The sequence below is a fragment of the Cognatundibacterium jejuense genome, assembly GCF_014284255.1.
In the GTDB taxonomy this organism is placed as follows: domain Bacteria; phylum Pseudomonadota; class Gammaproteobacteria; order Burkholderiales; family Burkholderiaceae_D; genus Undibacterium; species Undibacterium jejuense.
This window is the reverse complement of record NZ_JACOFV010000016.1, coordinates 115,098-136,070: the sequence shown is the minus strand read 5'-3', so window position 1 is coordinate 136,070 and position 20,973 is coordinate 115,098. Positions and strand designations below refer to the sequence as shown.

The 20,973-nt window shown below is 46.0% G+C and carries 16 protein-coding genes and 1 pseudogene; 4 read left to right on the top strand and 13 right to left on the bottom strand.

What is annotated here, in order from left to right:
- Window positions 1-376: 376 nt before the first annotated feature.
- The 9 genes and pseudogenes from H8K32_RS20750 to H8K32_RS16440 form a co-directional block, all read right to left on the bottom strand.
- A pseudogene (locus H8K32_RS20750) lies at window positions 377-544 on the bottom strand (hypothetical protein); the annotation flags it as partial.
- A 222-nt stretch (window positions 545-766) separates the two neighbouring features.
- Entirely contained in the window at window positions 767-1,252 is a 486-nt protein-coding gene (locus tag H8K32_RS16475) for a hypothetical protein (protein ID WP_186913641.1), read from the bottom strand.
- Window positions 1,252-2,055, bottom strand: a complete 804-nt coding sequence (locus H8K32_RS20460; RefSeq protein WP_186913640.1) for an RHS repeat-associated core domain-containing protein — start codon at window positions 2,053-2,055, stop codon at window positions 1,252-1,254. The genes H8K32_RS16475 and H8K32_RS20460 overlap by 1 nt, the downstream gene beginning before the upstream one ends.
- Before the next feature lie 512 nt (window positions 2,056-2,567).
- The gene (locus tag H8K32_RS16465; RefSeq protein WP_186913639.1) at window positions 2,568-3,053 is read right to left on the bottom strand and encodes a hypothetical protein; all 486 of its coding nucleotides are present in this window, start codon (window positions 3,051-3,053) and stop codon (window positions 2,568-2,570) included.
- Between the two features lie 16 nt (window positions 3,054-3,069).
- A complete protein-coding gene (locus tag H8K32_RS20185) occupies window positions 3,070-3,990 on the bottom strand; it encodes an RHS repeat-associated core domain-containing protein (RefSeq protein ID WP_222613156.1) in 921 nt (306 codons plus the stop codon).
- Between the two features lie 29 nt (window positions 3,991-4,019).
- Window positions 4,020-7,421, bottom strand: coding sequence for an RHS repeat domain-containing protein (locus H8K32_RS20180; protein WP_222613155.1), 3,402 nt, complete (start codon window positions 7,419-7,421; stop codon window positions 4,020-4,022).
- A gap of 262 nt (window positions 7,422-7,683) precedes the next feature.
- Window positions 7,684-8,505 carry a hypothetical protein gene (locus tag H8K32_RS16450; protein WP_186913638.1) on the bottom strand — a complete coding sequence of 274 codons (822 nt, stop codon included), beginning with the start codon at window positions 8,503-8,505 and terminating at the stop codon, window positions 7,684-7,686.
- 151 nt (window positions 8,506-8,656) lie between these two features.
- Entirely contained in the window at window positions 8,657-9,328 is a 672-nt protein-coding gene (gene rpiA / locus H8K32_RS16445) for a ribose-5-phosphate isomerase RpiA (RefSeq protein WP_186913637.1), read from the bottom strand.
- A gap of 96 nt (window positions 9,329-9,424) precedes the next feature.
- The gene (locus H8K32_RS16440; protein ID WP_186913636.1) at window positions 9,425-10,432 is read right to left on the bottom strand and encodes a serine/threonine protein kinase; all 1,008 of its coding nucleotides are present in this window, start codon (window positions 10,430-10,432) and stop codon (window positions 9,425-9,427) included.
- Window positions 10,433-10,564: 132 nt separating this feature from the next.
- Between H8K32_RS16440 and H8K32_RS16435 the strand changes: the two genes are divergently transcribed.
- Window positions 10,565-11,266 (top strand): UPF0149 family protein, encoded by a 702-nt coding sequence (locus tag H8K32_RS16435; RefSeq protein WP_186913635.1) that lies wholly within the window; start codon window positions 10,565-10,567, stop codon window positions 11,264-11,266.
- A gap of 205 nt (window positions 11,267-11,471) precedes the next feature.
- Complete coding sequence (locus H8K32_RS16430) at window positions 11,472-11,723, top strand: acyl-CoA-binding protein (RefSeq protein ID WP_186913634.1); 252 nt, start codon at window positions 11,472-11,474, stop codon at window positions 11,721-11,723.
- Here the strand turns inward: H8K32_RS16430 and H8K32_RS16425 are convergent.
- Window positions 11,715-12,683 carry a 2-hydroxyacid dehydrogenase gene (locus H8K32_RS16425; RefSeq protein WP_186913633.1) on the bottom strand — a complete coding sequence of 323 codons (969 nt, stop codon included), beginning with the start codon at window positions 12,681-12,683 and terminating at the stop codon, window positions 11,715-11,717. The genes H8K32_RS16430 and H8K32_RS16425 overlap by 9 nt on opposite strands.
- 388 nt (window positions 12,684-13,071) lie before the next feature.
- Between H8K32_RS16425 and fdxA the strand changes: the two genes are divergently transcribed.
- Window positions 13,072-13,395: a ferredoxin FdxA gene (gene fdxA / locus H8K32_RS16420; protein ID WP_186913632.1), complete on the top strand. Its 324-nt coding sequence runs from the start codon at window positions 13,072-13,074 to the stop codon at window positions 13,393-13,395.
- Window positions 13,396-13,492: 97 nt separating this feature from the next.
- The gene (locus tag H8K32_RS16415; RefSeq protein WP_186913631.1) at window positions 13,493-14,563 is read left to right on the top strand and encodes an NAD(P)/FAD-dependent oxidoreductase; all 1,071 of its coding nucleotides are present in this window, start codon (window positions 13,493-13,495) and stop codon (window positions 14,561-14,563) included.
- A gap of 307 nt (window positions 14,564-14,870) precedes the next feature.
- Here H8K32_RS16415 and H8K32_RS16410 read toward each other — a convergent pair whose 3' ends face one another.
- The 3 genes from H8K32_RS16410 to H8K32_RS16400 form a co-directional block, all read right to left on the bottom strand.
- The gene (locus H8K32_RS16410) at window positions 14,871-15,092 is read right to left on the bottom strand and encodes a DUF7661 family protein (protein WP_186913630.1); all 222 of its coding nucleotides are present in this window, start codon (window positions 15,090-15,092) and stop codon (window positions 14,871-14,873) included.
- Window positions 15,093-15,326: 234 nt separating this feature from the next.
- Window positions 15,327-16,484, bottom strand: coding sequence for a response regulator (locus H8K32_RS16405; RefSeq protein ID WP_186913629.1), 1,158 nt, complete (start codon window positions 16,482-16,484; stop codon window positions 15,327-15,329).
- A 56-nt stretch (window positions 16,485-16,540) separates the two neighbouring features.
- Complete coding sequence (locus tag H8K32_RS16400) at window positions 16,541-20,839, bottom strand: response regulator (protein ID WP_186913628.1); 4,299 nt, start codon at window positions 20,837-20,839, stop codon at window positions 16,541-16,543.
- Between the last annotated feature and the right edge of the window lie 134 nt (window positions 20,840-20,973).

Below are 20,973 nucleotides of genomic sequence, written 5' to 3'. Positions count from 1 at the left end.
AATGTCCTTGGCAAGCTCTTTTGCCAACGCTTTAAGTTTCTCTCTATCCATTACAATGTCCATCGGTAAATTCCTCTTCAGAGGTTAATAGACCGTGGACATTTACACAAATTTATTTACAGGCTCTGACTTGACGCGACATCTTTGTTGACAACTACCGATTATTGAACGTAAAGAAACAACAGTTGAATTCACTATTAAAATTGCTTCTTCGTATTTTTCTAAGTTATCACTAACCCAGCTTTCACCGATATGGGGCACGATATTACGACCCGGTAATTGGCAGGTTTAACGTGAGCTACAACATCTTTTCCAATGGACTTACTCGCAACTTGATTTGCCCAATCAACAAATTTGTTAAGCATGGTCAATCGCCTCATGGAAGTTTTGTTGCCGAATGAACGATATCCGTCGCTTCCGGCATTTGTGGCATTTGTGGCATTTGTGGCATTTGTGGCATTTGTGGCATTTGTGGTATTTCTAGCCATTTTCGAGCAGCAAGCCGCCCTTCTAGGGAGTTAGGGCCAACAATTTTTATCCATTTTAAGTGCTTGTCCTTTGCCGGGAATGGGGCTTACTACGCTTAGGACTATACAGTGATGGCTCGCCTACGCCGACGCCTTTGTAGGCTACTACGTCCAGCTTGCCTGATCCTACACCAGAAACACGATATCTACGGAACTATGGCCCTCGGGGGCGACATCCAAAAATCTGCCAATGACTTGATCGTAATATCATCATTTCAATGCAATCCAAAAGATGAAAGTTAATAGACAGTTTTCGACCAGTTCGCACCCCGGGTTTCGACCGTCATTACTTGCCCTCCCGTTGTTGCAATTGAGAAATCTAATAACAAGCAATCGCGAAGATCTCTGGTTGTGAAGGCAAGAATACCCTCGTCATTGATGGTGAAGTCAAAGTCAAACTTGATCGCGTCAAGCGAAGGCACCAAAAAAGCCCCACAATCAATAGTACGTGGCGTCCACACATAAATATTTGATGGGTTAGCGTCCGACAGTCGTTGCAGGAACTTACTAAATCTTACCGAACTTATGTCTGCGAACTTGATTTCAAGTCTGACAGAATACTGTGAACCCTCCCCTTGGGCGGCCAAACGCATCGCAGCCGCCTGCTCAATGCTCCCCAACTCGTCAGCGCTAACCGGATGCCCCGTCAGGACACTAAGTTCCGCCAAATACTGCTTCAAATGCAGTTTCTGGCGGAGTCTAAAATATGGTGATGGAGTGAACATTAGTAGTCTACCTTTGACTTGTCGTTTTTAAGCGCTGGGCGCCCATAATTATTCTCTCGTATTGCACCAGTTAACGGATCGGTTTTTACTCGACCCGCCTCCCAATGAGATTGATCGGGATGACTTCTATCCATTGTCTGCTGCTGAACGCTCATGCGCTGGGTACCGCCACCAGTTGCAGGAACGTCATAGGAGTACTCCCGTCCGGACGCATTTCGTGACTGAGATATTGGCTGTTGACTTGTCGGAATGCCCGCATCTCGCATTGCCTCTTTTCGAGCAGCTCGCGAAGTAAGCACCTCTCCACTCTTCGCCGCACAAACAACCTCAGCCGCACGACTAACTCCCCGAGCAACCTCAACCCCATGCTCCACAGCACGTGCTGTTTTTAACGCTTGCCCTGTACCAGGAATCGGACTAACAACGCCAACTGCACTCAGCGCCACATCGGCTGCGGCTGCGCCAACGCCTGTGCCATTGTACACCGCGGCACCCAACTTGCCTAAGTCGTACACCAGAAACGCGACATCAATCGGGCTGTGACCGTCGGGGTCGACGTATTTGTACGGGTTGTTGTTGGCGTAGGCGTAGCGGTTGAAGCTGTAGATATTTTCCGGGTCGACGCCTTTGGGGTCAACACCCATAAACCTGCCAATTACCGGGTCGTAATATCTTGCCCCCATATACGACAAGCCTGTGGCGGTGTCGTAGGGTTTGCCTGCGAACCACAGTTTATTATTGGTGCTGGCAGCCTGGTTATTTAAACGTTCGCCGTACGGGCGATAGTTTTCTTTCCAGACCACATTGCCGTTGGCATCGGTGGCAAGTTGGGCGCAACCTGTATTTCCGTCTTATTGGGAAACGTGCTAGAGGCATTACTAAAAATATGATTTAGTTTAAGTTTAACCCTTCCTTTGCCGCAATTGATTTGAGTATCAGTCAAATCAACCCGCCGACGCAGGTTTTATTATTCGCATTTCCAGTCAATTGACCAGCCAGCCTCTTGAAAATAGCGAAGCAAAGTAGATTCGTCCTCAACCCAGCTATCATGACCACCATTAAACTCCGGATCATCAGCCATTAAGATAAGAAAGACGCCAGTGCTATCAATGTCATCCAACACCTACTGTGCTTAGCGCCACATCGGCTGCGGCACCATCTTGCAAATACACATTTCAACAGAGGGTTCCAGGCTTTCGCCACATCTTTAACACTCTGAGAAAATGCACACCCCGCCGACAGAATAAGATTTTGGTTTTTGGGTAAAAAAATGCCCGCGAATTTTTGCGGGCATTTTATATTTTGCATCAGTTATTCATTTTGAATTGCGAGAAATGATATTTAGCGCCTGAAAGAAACATGGCGGCAAACCAAAGGACATATCCCCCTCCATAGTAAATACAAGACACCAAGAATAATCTTCAGCTATAAAATAATGGTGTTGAGGAATTGAGAAAATTGCATCTAGATGCTTGACAAATACATCAACTGACGACAAAAGTGAAAAATTAACTGCGCTATCTCCAATATAAATAACTCGCCCATTTAATCTCTGAATTTCGACCATTTTTTTAAAAAAAGCAGAAAATGCTGATAGCTGAAGATCGGCTGATTCTTCTTTTAACTCAATAGCCCCTGGAACTTCACTCCATTGAATTTTCGAACCTAAAACTGGATAGAACTCAGCTAGTCTAGAAAAATATTCAATACTTTCTGGATCAATCAACAGCTCGCCATCAATAATTTCCTTGTGTAAGTCTTTTAGCAACTGCTCTTCAAAATAATTTCCTGCTATCGCCACAAATAACCCTCTACTTTCATTGAAAAAGTCGATGAATTCGGTCTACAGTTTCTTTGCTGGCATCGAAAGTAAAATGTGGACCTTTTTCTTTACCTGCCCAGACATTTATATGAGCACCATTTCGTTCATCGTACTCAATTCTGTATCCAATTTTACCATCTGCGGTCTGCATCCCAACAGGTTTACCCGCATTACCAAATTTCCCAGACGTTTCCCTTTCAGCTTTAAAACCTTTCTTTTCCAACCAATCCATCGCCTTACCGAGCGCACCATTAAATTCCTTCGAATGATATGCCGCCTCAGCAACCTTAGCATCGTTGATACCCTTAGCAACCCGAGCAACCTCAACCCCATGCTCAACAGCACGTGCAGCTTTTAATGCTTGCCCTGTACCAGGAATCGGACTAACAACGCCAACTGCACTCAGCGCCACATCGGCTGCGGCTGCGCCAACGCCTGTGCCATTGTATACCGCCGCACCTAGCTTGCCTAAGTCGTACACCAGAAACGCGACATCAATCGGGCTGTGACCGTCGGGGTCGACGTATTTGTACGGGTTGTTGTTGGCGTAGGCGTAGCGGTTGAAGCTGTAGATATTTTCCGGGTCGACGCCTTTGGGGTCAACACCCATAAACCTGCCAATTACCGGGTCGTAATATCTTGCCCCCATATACGACAAGCCTGTGGCGGTGTCGTAGGGTTTGCCTGCGAACCACAGTTTATTATTGGCGCTGGCAGCCTGGTTATTTAAACGTTCGCCGTACGGGCGATAGTTTTCTTTCCAGACCACATTGCCGTTGGCATCAGTGGCGAGTTGGGGCGTACCTGATAGGTCGTTATGAAAATAAGTGATGGTCTCAGCACTGGCACCGAGAGCGAGACAAGCACCAATGAATAGTGCGCCAAGTTTTTTAAATGCGCTTTTAAATAAATGCATGATGGATTCTCCGGAATCAGTTTCGTCAATTAAGGTGTCACTCTCTGTGCGACGCGCTTGCCGCCCAGATAGATGTATTCCACCAATTTGTTGGATAGACCGGGAGTAAATTCGATCAGCTGGTTGCCATTTAAGCCGTACATTTCATACGTCTTAACGCCTGCTTTGGCGACGATGGAGCGCTGACTGGTGCTGTCGTAGCTATATTCAATTTTGCCAGTCGTGCTACAGTTGATGCAGCGTAGATTGGGTGCACCATCATAGGTGTAGGTAACACCGTTACTGCTGATGACATCGCCGTAGGCGTCGTAACCGTAACCCGCCGAGCGTGCCCCTGAGATACCACTGAGGCGATTGCTACCGTCATAGTTGTAGTAAATCGTTGAACTACCCAATCCCTGACTGGTAATGTTGCCAGCGCCGTTATAATCAATCCTTCCCGTGCCCCAGGGGCCACTGATATTCGTAAGCCGATTCATGCTGTCGTAGCTAAGGGTTCGGTTATAGCTGGCGTCGGATGAATCGCTAATCCCCGTCAGATTACCCACACCGTCATAGCTATAGTTACTATTGATGTAGTTGGCACCGCTCGACTTGCTGGTACTAAATGAGCTAGGCCACAAACGCGTATTCTGGTTATAGTTGCTCACCGTTCCATTAGCATAGTTAATTTGCTTGATCTGACCTGAAGGCCAGTAATAGACATTGTTGACGTAGCCTGACACCTGAGTTGGACGACCCAGGATATCGGGATAATAATTAACCGTTGAGCCTGAGCGTGGATATGTAATGGAACTTAATTGATCCAAATTATTATAGGTGTACGAAGCGGTAAAAGTTACGCCATCGACAAGCAACGACTCACTGGTTAAATTATCGTTCGCGTCATAAGCAAAGCTTCGATTTCCTGTCGAGGCATTCGCGCTCAATAATTTATGCGTTCTGCTGTAGCTATTCGTGACTGACGGTGTCGCTCCCGGATAATTGACAGTAACCAGGCGATTTTGCCCATCATAAGAATAGTAAGTGGTGCCAGAAGAGCCGACCGAGCGAGATGTCATATTGCCCGCAGCGTCTCTGCCATAGCTAGTAGTCCCAGTTTCAGGATTGCTCACGAAAGTCAGGTAGTAATTACTGTTATAGCCATAGCTACGGGTTAAACCAGCTTGCGTCAGCGAGGTCACCAAATCATGACTATTTCTAGATATTGATATGTTTGCAGATGAATCGGGAGCTGCTATTCCCATTAAAAATAGTTGATCCGGATTGCCGTAGCCGCGGTAACTATATGTCGTCGATTTACCTAATTCATCACTCACAGTTTTTGTGCCGGCACCATAGCTAATTGTCTTTGCGGTAGAGTCCGCGTTGCTAACACGGGTAAGACGGTTCAGCATGTCGTATTGAAAACTGGTGCCTGAGCTATAACCGGGATCTGACTCAAATGTTTTTCGCCCCATGGCATCGACTGAATAATTGCGTGTAATTCCCCCGAGTGTCACGCTGACTACCTGACCAAAACCGTTGTAGGTTGTATTTTCGACCAAAGAACCACGTGTCGCTGTTTTTGAAGCAATTCCATAATTAATACTGACCTGACTGCCTGCAGGATAAGCAATGGAAGTGACCCGGTTTAAACCATCATAACTGTAATAAGTGGTTCGCCCTTCGCCATTATTTTCTGAAGCAATATTCCCGGCATCACTAACAATTCTTCCAATAGCAACACCCTCAGCTTGAATTTCATACTGTGGAATGCCACGTTTATAGGACGAATAATTGTGCGTCCGTCCCCCGGGGAAAGTTGCTGAACTAACATTACCCTGATTATCGTAGCTAAAACTTGTTGTCACTCCATCACGGCTGATTGATGTCATATTACCGGAGCTATCGAAACTTCTATTGACAGCACTATCGGATGAAATTTCATTCTGAATTTGATTGACTATCCATTTGTACGCATTGGTGTAGTAACTGAAATTAGTCGTCCGATTGCCGCCGTTTACTCCAGATTCGGTCATACTGCCCGGATTACCATAGCTATCAAAGGCTCCATAAGTGGTCGAGTACGATGCACCATCTCTGCTAATTGTTTTTTGGGTCAAAATTGGTGCATTAAATTCGCCAGTATCAACCTTCAGGACGAAAGCGCCGGGACGAAAATTATTTTCGCTGGAAATTTTTTGTTTATCCCACGTATATGTTTCTGTCTGAATGTTGCCAATGGTTTTCGACATTAAGAGCCCGACCATCCAGACTGTTCCAGAATTTGAGTAATTGGGACCAACATGTCGATAAGTAATCGTGCCGCTTGGCGAAGTAACAGTCGTGGTGTCGTAAGTGTAGTAGCTACCCGGTGTGTAGTAAAATGACCAGTTGCCGCCCTCACTGGTTGTCTTGTTCGTTACTACAGTTGAGCGACTATTTGGATTTGCTTGTGAATCAAAATAAACAAATCCGTAACCGTAATTAATTGAACCGCCCTGGGGATGCGTCGTTGAACTCATCACATATGAACCCGGTGACGTATACAAATTCCCGTTGTAGTTATACTGCCAGGATGTACCTTCAGGACGGTTAACGGAAGTCAGAAAATACTTTCCACTAATACCCGCGATGGCCTGATAGTTGTAAGCATAGGTTTGCCCGGCACTACTGATGGATGCGATGCGACGACTAGCTTGGCCACTGTCGGCGTAAGAGAGTGAAACTACGCGACCATCATTGGTTGAAATACTAGTAATTTCAGGTGATGCAGTTGAGGCGTAGTTGATATTGGCGTAATTGCCATTCTTGTCGGTAATCTTGGTGGTGAACCACGCATAGACCGGATTAACTCCCGTCCCTACGTTAACCAGTTGGGTCATGTCATATTGCGTACCATCCGGTGAAAAAACAACCAGACCAACACCTGCACCACTACAATCTGCACGCCAACGCTGGGTAGTTAGCAATAAGGGGGAAGTTGTTCCGGTAAAAGCCAATAATTGCCGACTACCGTCAGCCAACTCAAGCACTGGATTATCGGCGACGGATTGTGCGTTTTTATTGACACAAATTGTCGTTTCCTTAGTTTTAAGAACCCGTCCAAAATGCATAGTCCACCCCAAACCAGCCAAAGACTCATACGCAGCTGGATTAAGCGGATCAACGGCCGCGCTGTTGTATGAGCGAATCAGTTTTAAATCAAATCCACCATTTCCTGGCAAATGTAAATCGACATAGTGCTGCTGCAGAGACCCGGTGAATGGATCAATATGCTCATTGAAACTTTGATTAATGTAGCTTCTGTTGGGTGATATTCCGGGTTCACGATAAAAATCCGGTATCACTTCTTGAGCGATACCATTCGTCGCTGCCAGCACCATCACTGGCAGCAATAAACACGAAGCAAATCGTGTACTACCCGGAAAAAAAATTGATGTTTGCATTCACTATCTCCATCACAAATATTCTCAGCATCAAATTGAGTGTGAACATTGAAAATAGAAATGCGCCGCACAACAGTCGTTGCACGGGATTTGCATCAATCCTGACTTGTTTTTCAATGATCAGACGCAAATATTACGGAGTAGTAAAAAGCGAAAATAGTCCAATAAATTGGACTTGATTTTTTAAAATTTGTCTGCCTTTTTTAGACACATTCAGGGAAAAGACGTAAAACCGAATAAATAAGATGTACAAAAAAATCAATCACAAAATGATCAAATGCGAACCTAAAAGTCGATTGAAAAATGACTGTGGTATTTTCCGATGTACTCCCATACCAACGAGCGCCTCACGCAACAATGCAAGATTGGCATTGGGAATACCCAACTTGTCACATATTCTGTTTTTACATTTATACATGGTGTCGCCTGATCTCTTCCTGGAAAGAGGTTGATGTTTATTGAAAAAATCAGCGATCTGTTTGAAATCCCAATTCAAAATCAATAAGAAGCATACTTCGTGCTCATACTCAGAAAGTTTAATATCGTTCAGATTCAGTACGCCGTATATAGCTTCGATGCTACACCCCCGGTGAAACTCAAAAATAGAGTTGGGAATAAAAGCGAAGAAATTAGATATATCAACTTCCCTCGCACTATAAATAGTGCCGAGAATGGTCTGAGACGGATGGTGCTTAAGCAGACACTTCTCAAAAACGAGTGCCCTGACGCCGTCACCGTATTGATGGATATTTAATACCGAAACTTTTTTGTTAATATCGCTCTGCTGTAATAGCTCCTGATCTTCACGAACATAGCAATCAGCAAATTCAACTGTGCCTTCGCATGGCATATCCACGTCATACCGGTTCGCGACGTCCTCGCCTGTTGGCAATGCAACAAGTTTTGCGTAAGCATCTGTTGATATAAAATGCTTTGAATGAATATCCTTTGCTCCCAAAATAATATCAGTTTGGGATGAAAGTAAAGATACCGATAGTTTGAAATTATTGAGAAATTCGATGTGCTCTGACGTAAATTGGTCAGGCGAAATTAACCGGTATTGCTGCTCATTGATTGTCGACATAGCTCATGTAAAAAAGCAAATAAAACAATCAATGAATTATATTTACCAATATTTCTTTTTACGCTTATGTGAGAGTTTTTTTCATTTGTTACAATATGAATAGAGTGCGAGGCACCGGGCCAGCACTCTCCATTTCAAACTAATCCGTTTCTCAGAATGTTAGCGTCTTAACACCTTCAGGTGTACCCAACAAACAAACATTCGCACCGTGACGTGCAAACAAGCCGACTGTGACTACGCCGACGATGTTATTGATTTCTGCTTCCAGTGCGACAGGATCAGCGATTTGCAGACCATGCACATCCAAGATCATATTGCCATTATCTGTCAACAAAGGCTTGCCATCCTTCAAGCGCAGGCGTGCTTCGCCGCCCATCGCATTGAGCTTACGTGCTACGACAGCGTGCGACATGGGGATGACTTCAACTGGCAATGGGAATTTACCCAGCATTTCTACCAATTTAGAACCATCAGCGATGCAAATAAATTTGTCTGCAACGGAGGCAACGATTTTTTCGCGGGTCAATGCAGCGCCACCACCTTTGATCATTGCACCGTGCGGTGTAATCTCATCCGCGCCGTCGATATACACAGGCATAGAACTGACATCGTTCAAATCCAACACAGTGATACCATGTCCGCGCAGCCGTTCTGCGGTCGCTTCGGACGAGGCCACAGCGGCTTTGACCTTGTGCTTAATCTTCGCTAATTCATCAATGAAAAAATTAGCCGTTGAGCCGGTGCCAACACCGACAATTTCGCCCTCGACTACGTAGGCAATGGCCGCCTGGGCAACGGCTAGTTTCAATTCATCCTGTGTCATGGTGTGGCTCCTATTTGCAGCAGATCAAAAAATTTCCGGTATTTTAACGGATAGAGGCATAAAGCCACAGCCTTTGCGACTAACTCAAGAGTTCAATCAAACTGGCCACAAGGGAGGTTCATCCATTAATGCTACTTGTTCACGCAACTCAAGGATGCGATCTTGCCAATAGCGTTGCGTATTAAACCACGGGAATGCAGTGGTAAAAGCCGGATCTGTCCAGCGTTGCGCCAACCATGTCGAATAATGCAATAAACGCAAAGTTCTCAATGCTTCAACCAAATACAGTTGACGTGGCTCGAACTCAAAAAAGTCTTCATAACCAACCAGGATATCCGTCAATTGACTTTGCATTTCCTGACGCGAGCCAGATAAGAGCATCCACAAGTCCTGTATCCCTGGCCCCATGCGACTATCATCAAAATCAACAAAATGCGGCCCCGCTTGATCGCCAGTATCGAGCCACAGCACATTTCCCATGTGGCAATCACCATGCAATCGGATGAGCGCCACATCACCTGCCCTGTCATAGCAACGGGCAACGCCATCCAAAGCTTGCTGACTGACGCTTTGGTAGGCCTGCAAAAGATCAGGAGGTATGAAATCATGCTGCAATAACCAGTTGCGCGGCTCTACACCGAAGGTATTGATATCAATCGCAGGGCGATGCTGATAAGGTTTTATCGCACCAACAGCATGAATGCGACCGATAAACCGCCCCAACCACTCCAGCGTCGCGGCATCGCCAATCTCAGGTGCGCGACCGCTTTGACGGGCAAACAAGGCAAATCGGTAGCCCAGAAATTGCCGCAAAGTTTCACCATTTGCCCCCTCCAAGGCAGGCACCACAGGTATTTCCTGTGCCACCAGCTCCTGTACAAATTGATGTTCTTCCAAAATTGCTGGATCAGACCAGCGTTGCGGCCGATAAAATTTAGCAATCACCGGCGCCTGATCATCCAGAGCAACCTGATAAACACGGTTTTCATAGCTATTGAGCGCCAATAAGCGTCCATCACAGTACATGCCACAGCTATCAACGGCATCGAGCACCAGTTCAGGCGATAAGCCTGCAAAAGATTCGGGGAGTATTTGTTCATTCATAGATAGAATTGTACGTGGTAATTGGCACCCAAAATCAGAATCTGTCGGCATCAAAATGCGATAAAACGCGTTACAGCGCATCAACAAAGCGCTACACTTCCGGTATTTTCTTACTCATATTCAGGTTACACCATGCATTTAGACGAACCGCTCAGCGACAAAGAATTCAACGAACTCGACAAATTTTTGATGTCTGACCGTGTCGGTGACGATGGAATGACGATGGATGCCCTGCATGGCTACCTGACCGCCATCGCACTTGGCCCTGAAATGATCCCGATGAGCGAATGGCTGCCATTGGTCTGGGGCTTACCGGATGCCGCTGAACCAAAATTCAAAAATGAAAAAGAAATGCAGCGCATCACGCAATTGATCGCGCGTTTTATGAATGAAATTCAGATTACTTTTGAAGTGGCACCACAAGAATTTGAACCACTATTTTGCGTGCTGGAACAAAACGGCAAAGAATTGATCGATGGCGAAACCTGGGCCTGGGGCTTCTGGGAAGGCATGCAATTGCGCGAAGAAGCCTGGGAAGCCGCGTGGGAATCCGCAGAAATCGGTCCTTTGTTACAACCTATCTATCTGCTGGGCGCAGAAGAAATCGAAGAAGAAGAATTAAAATTTGTCGATACTCCAGAAAAGTGCCATGCATTGGCACTGTCACTCGAAGCGTCGATTCCAGCAATACGCCGTTTCTGGGCCCCCTTACGCAAATCCGGCGTGACCACCGTGAAACGTGAAGCACCAAAAGTAGGACGCAATGACCCTTGTCCTTGCGGTAGCGGCAAAAAGTACAAAGCATGCTGCGGTGCTGAGCCGACGTTGCATTAAACAAAAACTCTCATTAGCTTTCGTAGGGCGGCTGCAAGCCGCGCTACGATAAGGTTTGCGCCAAATTGGTGGATTGCAACCGCCCTACTTGCCCCCAATCAAAAGCTGGAGGAAAACCTCTAGCATCAATATGGTGATTTAACCAAGAGTCGTGTTACTTTTTGAACCTTGGTATTTTTCAACCCAGACACAGTCGGAAATCACGATGAGCATTCAAGAACAATTCAACCTCGCCTTAGCAGAATCCAAAAACCTGCCAGAACGTCCTGACAACATGACGCTGCTGAAGATCTACGCTTTATTCAAACAAGGCAGCACCGGCGACGCCACTGGCGACCGCCCTGGCATGACGGATTTTGTTGGCCGCGCTAAATTTGACGCGTGGGCAAATTTGAAAGGTACCTCGCAGGAAGACGCGATGCAGCAGTACGTCGACCTGATTAACTCCTTAAAATAATTTCAACAAATTGGGCGGAGTCTGGCCACTTAAGCCTGCAATCAGATTATCCGCCGCACATTTTGCCATCGCCCTGCGGGTTGCTTCCGAGGCGCTGGCGATATGCGGCGTCAAAACCACGTTACTGAGGCTTAAAAAATCCGGATGGAACTTCGGTTCGTTTTCAAATACATCTAAACCAGCAGCAGCGATACGCTTATCACGCAGAGCAGCAATCAAGGCAACATCATCGACAATACCGCCACGCGCCAGATTAATCAGCGTCGCTGTTGGCTTCATCATCGCTAACTCAGCCGCGCCTATTGTGTGGTGTGAAGCGGCAGAGTACGGCAGGATTAACATTAAATGATCTGCCTGACGCAAAACTTCTTCTTTGCTCGCGTACTGCGCGTTATTGGCATACGCTTCCTGCTCCGGACTCAGGCGCGAACGGTTGTGATAGATCACCCTCATATTAAATCCGGTTGAGCGTCTGGCAATCGCCTGACCAATTCTGCCCATACCAATAATTCCCAGGGTAGAACCATGCAAATCTGCACCAAGGAAATAGTCATAGCGCCACTTATTCCATTGGCCGTCGCGTAACCAATGTTCTGATTCTGTAATGCGACGCGCCGCCGCCATCATTAAGGCCCAACCAAAATCTGCAGTCGTTTCATTTAAGACATCGGGCGTATTGCTTGCCAACACACCACATTCTGTCATCGCCGCCAGATCAAAGTTATCGTAACCAACAGCCATGTTGGCGACCATTTTCAAGTCTGGCAATTGCTGCAATAACTCACGACTGATGCGTGCGCTGGACGTGGTCAAGGCACCGACCTTACCTTTCAGGCGCTGCATCAGTTCTTCCGGGCTAAAAACCACATCGTCTTGATTTGATTCCACTTCAAAATGAGCAGACAAATACGTCAGTATGTCGGGAAATATGGCACGGGCGACCAAAATTGCTGGTTTCATAAGTAATCCAAGAAAAAGTGTCTGTTCGTATTTGGCATATTGCTAGCATCTTAACGTTAACGACCCACTTATTTAACTCTCAGGGATATTTTGAAAAAATTTCGTGTCTCGCCCAGAGTGAGCAAAGTATCCTCACGTAATGCACTTGGTGATGCACATCAATGCAAACAGTGCCTTATCTGTCTATAATTACCCTTGATCTTCCGGCTTCTCGTAGATGCACAAAAGCGCGCCCAAGGGCGGGAATGTATTTGCTTATGCGCAAACTATATAAGCCCGATTTGTTAGAACTGTGAAATTGCCTTAAAATACAAGGCTTTGCAGCCCTAGCATGTGTTTTCTGCGATCTGGCTGCGCCAAAACCCCGAATTTTAAAGATTGGACTGTTATGACCCACGTTGTGACCGAATCCTGCATCCGCTGCCGCTATACCGATTGCGTGGATGTCTGCCCTGTGGACTGCTTCCGTGCTGGCCCGAATTTCCTGATCATCGATCCGGATGAATGTATCGACTGCGCAGTCTGCGTCGCAGAATGCCCGGCCAACGCTATTTTTGCTGAGGAAGACGTACCTGCCGATCAGCAGCAATTCATCAAGATCAATGCTGAATTGACGCGCAAATGGCCATCCATCACCAAAACTGTTGCGCCGCTGGCTGATGCAGACGATTGGAAAGACGTTAAAGACAAATTGCAATACCTGGAACGCTAATCGTTCTGCGCCGCATTAATTTGCGGCACTGCCACAATGGCAAGCGGGTGTGTTTTACCCAATCAATTTTAGGTAATATCAGGAAATATCTCGTCGTATGGAAAATAAACAAACTACTCAGGCAAACGGCGTCATCGAAGCCGATGCCGTCATCATCGGTGCCGGTCCGGTCGGCCTGTTTCAGGTGTTCGAATTAGGCTTGCTCGAAATCAAAGCACATGTGATCGATTCGCTGGCAGTAGTTGGCGGTCAATGCGTTGAGTTATATCCTGACAAGCCAATTTACGACATCCCAGCGGTTCCCGTCTGCACAGGCCAGGAACTGACAGACAATTTGTTAAAGCAAATTGAACCATTTGAACCAACTTTCCATTTGGGTCAGGAAGTAACGTTAGTTGAACGCCGCGATGATGGTCGTTTCGATCTGGAAACGTCCACTGGCACACGCTTTATCACCAAAACCATTTTCATTGCTGCAGGCGTTGGCTCATTCCAACCGCGCACGTTGAAGGTTGATGGCATTGAAGCGTTTGAAGGCTCACAAGTTTTCTACCGTGTCAAAGATCCTAGCCAGTTCCACGGCAAAAATCTGGTGATCTGTGGTGGCGGCGACTCTGCTCTGGACTGGGCTTTAAACCTGGTTGGTAAAGCAGAATCCGTTGTCCTGCTGCACCGCCGTGATGACTTCCGTGCTGCGCCTGCATCTGTCGCCAAAATGAAAGAACTGTGCGACAACTACGAAATGCAATTGACCATCGGTCAAGTGACTGGCATTGAAACCAAAGATGATATCCTGAGCGAAATCAAAGTCACTGGTGCTGATGGCGTTACCCGCCGCATGCCTTTAGATAACTTGCTCGTATTCTTTGGCTTGTCACCAAAACTCGGCCCTATCGCTGAGTGGGGTCTGGAAATCGAACGTAAGCAGTTAAAAGTCATGAACACTGAAAAGTTTGAAACCAATGTTCCTGGTATTTTTGCTGTAGGCGATATCAATACCTACCCAGGCAAAAAGAAATTGATTTTATCCGGCTTCCACGAAGCCGCTCTGGCCGCATTTGGTGCTGCACCGTACATTTTCCCTGAAAAGAAAATTCATATGCAGTACACAACCACGTCACCAAAACTGCACAAAATCCTCGGCGTTGAAACACCAACGTTTGATTAATACCTCAACGATTACGAGTAGTAATCGCGAAGTACAATCAAAAAAAGCGCAAAGAAATTTGCGCTTTTTTTGATTCTGCAGACAATTTTTTAAAAATTGCTTCGCACGATAATTCAAACAAAATTCCAAATATTTTTTACGGAATGTTCGATGAATTCAATTCAGCCTTGCGTTGATGCCACGCCCGATTCAAATGAGCATGGATATGCCCCAAGTCAATGTGTAAGTCGTTTTCTCCAATTCTTCATTTTTTCTTCAACGATATTTATTGACGCGAATGTCAGTTCCTGGCCGGACATCGCCAGCGTTATGATGATATCTGTGTAGCGGTGCTATTCTTGGGCATCGCATTCTCATGGAACAGGTCTGCTAGATACTCACACAATTCTTCCTCCGCGATATCGTTGGGAACTATAAAATCAGCCGCACGCCGTTTACCATCGCTCCCAAGATAAAACGCTCTCCAAGCGCCGGGCGAACCGTCAACCATCACGAGTATGCCAAAAATATTAAATCGAAACTCTTTCATTTAAATTTCCTGTGGAAACCATTTGCTACTCTTGGCCGCATCCCGCCCTAAACGGTCAGTCGAGGTTCTACAAAACGTCAATCAAATTAACACGTAACTAGTTCACTCAATACTTTACGGTCGTTGTTTTATATTTTTAAGGTGGACGAACAGCTCGATATTGCTATCAAACTGATTACCTCATCAGGCATGAATTGAGTTTAAAGGAGATTGAACAAAGCCACGATCCATGCATCAGTTGGCGTAGGAAGATGTCTCGTGCGTTGCTCCAGACCCGGAAGATTTTAGCAAGGGTTCCCGAAAACTCCTGGCAATCATGTCAAATTTATCGGCCATCTGCAAAAATGCATCCAATACATCAGGATCAAAATGCGAACTGCGGGCGTCGCGCATGATATTGATCGCTGTCTGATGCTCAAACGCGGGCTCATACTCGCGCTCAGTAATCAGGGCGTCATACACATCAGCGACGGCCATCAAACGCGCTGAGATGGGTATAGCGTCTCCAGTAAGCCCTTCCGGGTAACCGCTACCATCCCATTTTTCGTGATGCGAGTACGTAATCTCCCGCGCAAAGCGTAAGAAATTATTGCTTTCACCAAGATAGCGTTCCAGCGACAAGATTGTTTCACGACCATATGAAGTGTGTTGCTTCATGATTTCAAACTCATCGGCCGTCAACTTACCTTGTTTAAGTAAAATTTTGTCCGGAATACCTACTTTACCAATGTCATGCAAGGGCGCAGATTTGAAGAGTAGTTCGATATTTTCATTACTTAATTCTTGTTTAAAACGCGGATGCTGACTCAATTGACGTGCTAATACCATCACGTAATTTTGCGTACGACAAATATGATTGGCGGTTTCATTGTCTCTGACCTCGCCGAGCGACGCCATCGCCATGATGATCGCATCCTGCATTTTGCCTAACTTACTGGTGCGATCCTGCACCAGACTTTCTAAGTACTTATTCTGATTACGCAAGAGATGCTGTACGCGGATTAGATTCAATTGCGTCGCCACCCTTGCCATCACGATCGATGGACTAATTGGCTTGCTGATATAGTCGACCGCACCGAGCAACAAGCCTTTTTCTTCATCTTGCGCCTGATTTTTTGCAGTCAGAAAAATAACCGGAATATCAACTGTCAGTAAATCTGATTTTAACCGGCGGCAAGTTTCATAGCCATCCATTTCTGGCATCATGACGTCAAGCAAAATCAAATCCGGCGCCGGTTGTTGCGCAGCAATTTGCAAAGCTTTAACACCGCTGGTGGCGATTTTTATTTTATATTGTTCCTTCAAGAGCCCTGATAACAGCGATATATTGTCCGGCGTATCATCGACAATCAGGATAACTTGCTTGGAAACTATTTCAGAATTTTGATCCATGTTTTACAAATAAAGGAATGGCATTTTACATCTGAGCATTAGCCATTCTTATACCCCTAATCAATCGCTTGCAAATTAACATCAAACCCGTATGCCTTTGCTCCCTGGCGCAAATAGCTCAGGGCTGCATCGAAATCAAATTGTTTAGCCGCTCGCATCAATTGCTTGTGGGATTCAAGCCCCAAAGCCTGTACGATCAGGTCACTCGACTCCAACAACACATCGACTGCCTCGCCATCGTATTCCGACAGCAAGGTTTCACACTTGGTTAAGGTCGCTTGCATTAAAGATCGTTCGGCGATCGGCGTTGCTTCCAAAGTAGCATCGACGATGGTACGGCTACGCTCACGTAACAAGGCTTTTTCAATTGAAAAAATCGTTGTTTGTAATTGCTTATGACACAAATCAAAACGTGAAATAATATCTCGCGCCTGTATAGAGGTATGCAAAAATGATTCGAGCTCTTCGGCTAACTGTCGCACATTTTTAGCCGCAATCAAAGCAGCAACTCCCTTCAGAGTATGGATGATACGCTCAGCTAACTGGACATCACCATCGACGAAAGCTGCCTGCGCTTTCATCACCGATTCACGTTGGTCTTCGCAAAAACGAGTGAGCAGTTCAAAATAAAGTTCGTAACTACCTAAAGTACGTTTTAAACCTTCATCGGTATCAACACCTTCGATGACCAAGGTATTAATCTCTTTGACCTCAGTAATTAACTCTCCCTGCAAATCTGAAACACGATCAGGACACCATTCAGAAATGGTCGAAAACAAAGCAACCGGCTCTATCGGCTTAGCAAGGTGAGCGTTCATTCCTGAAACCAGGCAACGCTTACGCTCATCAACCATAGCGTGAGCGGTCATCGCGACAATAGGTAACTGCTGAAAACGTGCATCGCCGCGAATAATTGCCGTCGCTTCATGTCCATCGAGTTCGGGCATTTGCACATCCATAAAAACCAGAGAAAAATATTCTGGTGGATGACGGAAAATTTTATCAACGGCGACCTTGCCGTTCTCTGCTACCACCACCTGTATTCCGCTCGCCTCCATCAATTCGCGCGCAATTTGCTGATTGATTTCGTTATCTTCGACCAGCAATACACGTAAATTGGTATATTGCGGAATAGAAAATTCTTCTTTTTGCTTAGATTGTTGTTCCTGTTTGGAATATAACTCCGCAATACAAGCGTGAATTGCATTCGCACTTACTGGCTTACAAATAAAACCATCAGGAACGACATCCGCTCTGTGACTGACTTCATCACGACCATGTACGCCAACCAAAACAAAGAAAGGCAGAGATCGCAGACTCTTGATGTTTTTTAATAAGCCAATCAGTGCCAGACCATCGATCTCGGGCATATCCAGATCGACAAACAACACGTCATATGGCTGATTGTGATCGCCCGCCTCCACCGCTTCTAACGCAACATTAGCAGTCAACGCGACATCGACATGCGGTGTCAGGGCCAATAATTCTTCACGTAATACATTCGCGGCAAGTTGGTTATCGTCAACGACAAGAATACGCATGTCATCAACGGCCTGCGGCAAAGCAGGATGACTCTGCGTGGCATCACCAAGGCCGAACCATGCATGGAATCGTACCGATGTGCCGCTCCCCTCTTCGCTTTCCAAAAAAATTGTTCCACCCATCAACTCAACGACGCGCTTGGAGATAGATAATCCAAGACCTGTGCCGCCAAATTTTCGTGTCGTTGATTCATCTGCCTGACTGAATGGAACAAATAACTTCATCATTTGTTCACGCGACATACCAATACCTGTATCGCGCACTTCAAACGAAATCTTTACTCTGCCATTATTGATTTCAAGTTGCTCACAGCTAACCGAAATCTCTCCTCGTTCGGTGAATTTAACAGCGTTATTGACGAGGTTGATCAATACCTGGCCAAGTCGCAATGAGTCGCCGCGCAAATATCGAGGAACAGAGCGAGGGGTGCGAAAGACAAATTCCACGCCTTTTTCGTAAGCCTTGTCGGCAGTCATCGCTGAAATATTTTCCAAAACATCATCGAGATTAAATTCAGCATCCTCGATATTTAACTTACCCGCTTCAACCTTGGAAAAATCTAAAATATCGTTAATGATGCCCATCAACGACATGCCAGCATTGTGAATTTTTTCCAAATAATCTTTTTGTTTCGGGCTCAGTTCGGTTCGTAGTGCCAGATGTGCCATACCAATAATTGCATTCATCGGCGTGCGGATTTCATGGCTCATGTTCGCCAGAAACATCGATTTCGCTTCGGTCGTTTCTTCTGCATGACGACGAGCAACTTCCGCTTCTTTTAATTCATTTTGCATCTGCAACGTCTGCAAACGAATTTGCTCGGCCATACTTTCTTTGAGTTGAGACTCCAGCAGCTTTCTCTGAGTAATGTCGGACATAAAAGAAAGCGTTGCGGCATGACCTTCCCAGTCGATGAGCACCGTCGACAATTCAACCCAGATAATCTGTGCAGTTACTGGATGCAAAATACGGCAATGGAAGTACTGTTCAACTTCATCAACCTGAAGACAGCGTGCATTGAAGTCTTCGACCAACAATCGATCTTCAGAGAAAATAACATCGATGAATTTCTCATGCTCCATTTGTGCGCTGGCACATCCGGTCAACTGACAAGCGCGGGGATTAGCGAACACGATTCTGCCATTTTGTACGACCAAAATCCCTTCACTTGCATTATTGACCAATTGGCGATAGTGTTTTTCAGAGCGATTGAGATCAGCCTCTAACTGGCGGCGCGAAGAGATGTCCATGACCACCCATACGGTGCCGTGCGACAAATCATTTTTATCCACTGCGCGCCCTGAGAAATGGACCCAGAACATTTCACCGTTAGCGCGACGCATTTGCAGCTCGTTTTCATACGATTCGCCACGCCACACCGCTGCCCCCACTGCTTCGCCAGATAATAAATATTCTTCACGAGAAGCATAAAACTGCTCCAGAGACGCGCCGAGTATTTCTTTTCTATCGACGCCAAAGATCGCGCAAAGTGGCGAGTTAACCCACTGCACTCGCCCCTGATTATTCAAAAACACCATTCCAACGATAGAATTCTCAAGGATGGTTTCACGCTCGGCTAACATACGTTTGAGCTCATCATCAAGCGCCTTACGCTCACTGAGAGCCTCTTCTTCCAGACGGCGTGCGAGCTCTGCTTCTTTGAGTTCATTTTTGATGTGCAAGTTTTGCACATGGATGCGGGTCGCACGCCCCTGAACCTTGGTGTAAAGATCAAGGTAGCGCTGTTGCTCTTTAAATGCATCTTCCCATTTTTTTTCTTCTGAGAAGATTTCGACCAATTCTTTCATGGCACGCAGAGGTACATAAAAATAGCCAGTTTTTCCGCTTTCTTCGATGGCGCGCAATAAGTCAGCTACGGCATCAGAATAACGATGATGGCAATGATGCAGATAACCACTCACCCACCAGTTATAGGGTTTTAAATGTTTATCATCAAAACTATCAAGCGAATTCATCGCAATATTGCTAAGCTGATCAGCCTGGGTCAACTGTCCTTTTCTGGCCAAGGTATAGGCAGCAACAGAAAAACAAAAGGCACGACTCGCGGGGTCTGTATGCAATGCGGCACTGCCCTCACCGATGTACGCGGCAACCGCTGAATAGGCTTCGTCATATTTTTCCAACGCCAGCTTGCAAAGTGCCAACATCGTCGAAATAAATGGTGCTAACCAACGCTCGGTCGAAGCAACTGCAATCTGGCGAGCGTCTTCGAGCAAATGTTCGGCATACTCAACGTTGCCGCTCATATAAAAAATTTCACCGAGATTTGCCAAGATCTGTGAAACTCGGTTGGGAATATTTAGGCGCCTTGCCTGATCAAGCGCTTTATAAAAGTGTCGCAATGCTTCTTCTGTATAACCCAACTCTTGCGATAAGATCGCCAACATGTTGAGAACAAGTACCGACAAACGATTATCGTGAGCAGGTAACAAAGGGAGGATTTTAGAATGACATAGTGAGTAGGCCTGCTCCGCCAAACCATGTTTGCGCCAGACGGCAACAGTACCAAAATTAGCAAATGCCAGTCCTTCGTCATCACCCACCAATTCAAACATCGCGGCAGTACGTTCAAACTCAGGTTCCGCCAGGGCAAGATCGCCTTCGAAGAAATCTGCAAATGCCAAAAGCAATTCAGCAAAGGTACCTAACACTGGTAATCTGTGAGCGATTGCTTGTTGATGCATGTACTTAGCCATTGTACGGCCTTCATCGGGATCATCCCGCATGAGGTCGAACGCAGTGAAACAGCTTTCACGCCATCCTGACTCTGACAGATTTAAACTACTAGTCATACCCCGGTACCTTTAATAATAGAACTGACGAAAAACTACCCCAGCAATGCGCTGGCAGAATGCCGGACAAATACTTATCAGCCCTTAGTAAGATAAAACTGCGACATATATCCTATCCAAAATATGTAAAAATT

Excerpts from the sequence above, each read along its gene's own strand:
- H8K32_RS16475 (WP_186913641.1), bottom strand. The coding sequence starts at position 1,252 with ATGTTCACTCCATCACCATATTTTAGACTCCGCCAGAAACTGCATTTG.
- H8K32_RS20185 (WP_222613156.1), bottom strand. The coding sequence starts at position 3,990 with ATGCATTTATTTAAAAGCGCATTTAAAAAACTTGGCGCACTATTCATT.
- H8K32_RS20180 (WP_222613155.1), bottom strand. The coding sequence starts at position 7,421 with ATGCAAACATCAATTTTTTTTCCGGGTAGTACACGATTTGCTTCGTGT.
- H8K32_RS16450 (WP_186913638.1), bottom strand. The coding sequence starts at position 8,505 with ATGTCGACAATCAATGAGCAGCAATACCGGTTAATTTCGCCTGACCAA.
- rpiA (WP_186913637.1), bottom strand. The coding sequence starts at position 9,328 with ATGACACAGGATGAATTGAAACTAGCCGTTGCCCAGGCGGCCATTGCC.
- H8K32_RS16440 (WP_186913636.1), bottom strand. The coding sequence starts at position 10,432 with ATGAATGAACAAATACTCCCCGAATCTTTTGCAGGCTTATCGCCTGAA.
- H8K32_RS16435 (WP_186913635.1), top strand. The coding sequence starts at position 10,565 with ATGCATTTAGACGAACCGCTCAGCGACAAAGAATTCAACGAACTCGAC.
- H8K32_RS16430 (WP_186913634.1), top strand. The coding sequence starts at position 11,472 with ATGAGCATTCAAGAACAATTCAACCTCGCCTTAGCAGAATCCAAAAAC.
- H8K32_RS16425 (WP_186913633.1), bottom strand. The coding sequence starts at position 12,683 with ATGAAACCAGCAATTTTGGTCGCCCGTGCCATATTTCCCGACATACTG.
- fdxA (WP_186913632.1), top strand. The coding sequence starts at position 13,072 with ATGACCCACGTTGTGACCGAATCCTGCATCCGCTGCCGCTATACCGAT.
- H8K32_RS16415 (WP_186913631.1), top strand. The coding sequence starts at position 13,493 with ATGGAAAATAAACAAACTACTCAGGCAAACGGCGTCATCGAAGCCGAT.
- H8K32_RS16410 (WP_186913630.1), bottom strand. The coding sequence starts at position 15,092 with ATGAAAGAGTTTCGATTTAATATTTTTGGCATACTCGTGATGGTTGAC.
- H8K32_RS16405 (WP_186913629.1), bottom strand. The coding sequence starts at position 16,484 with ATGGATCAAAATTCTGAAATAGTTTCCAAGCAAGTTATCCTGATTGTC.
- H8K32_RS16400 (WP_186913628.1), bottom strand. The coding sequence starts at position 20,839 with ATGACTAGTAGTTTAAATCTGTCAGAGTCAGGATGGCGTGAAAGCTGT.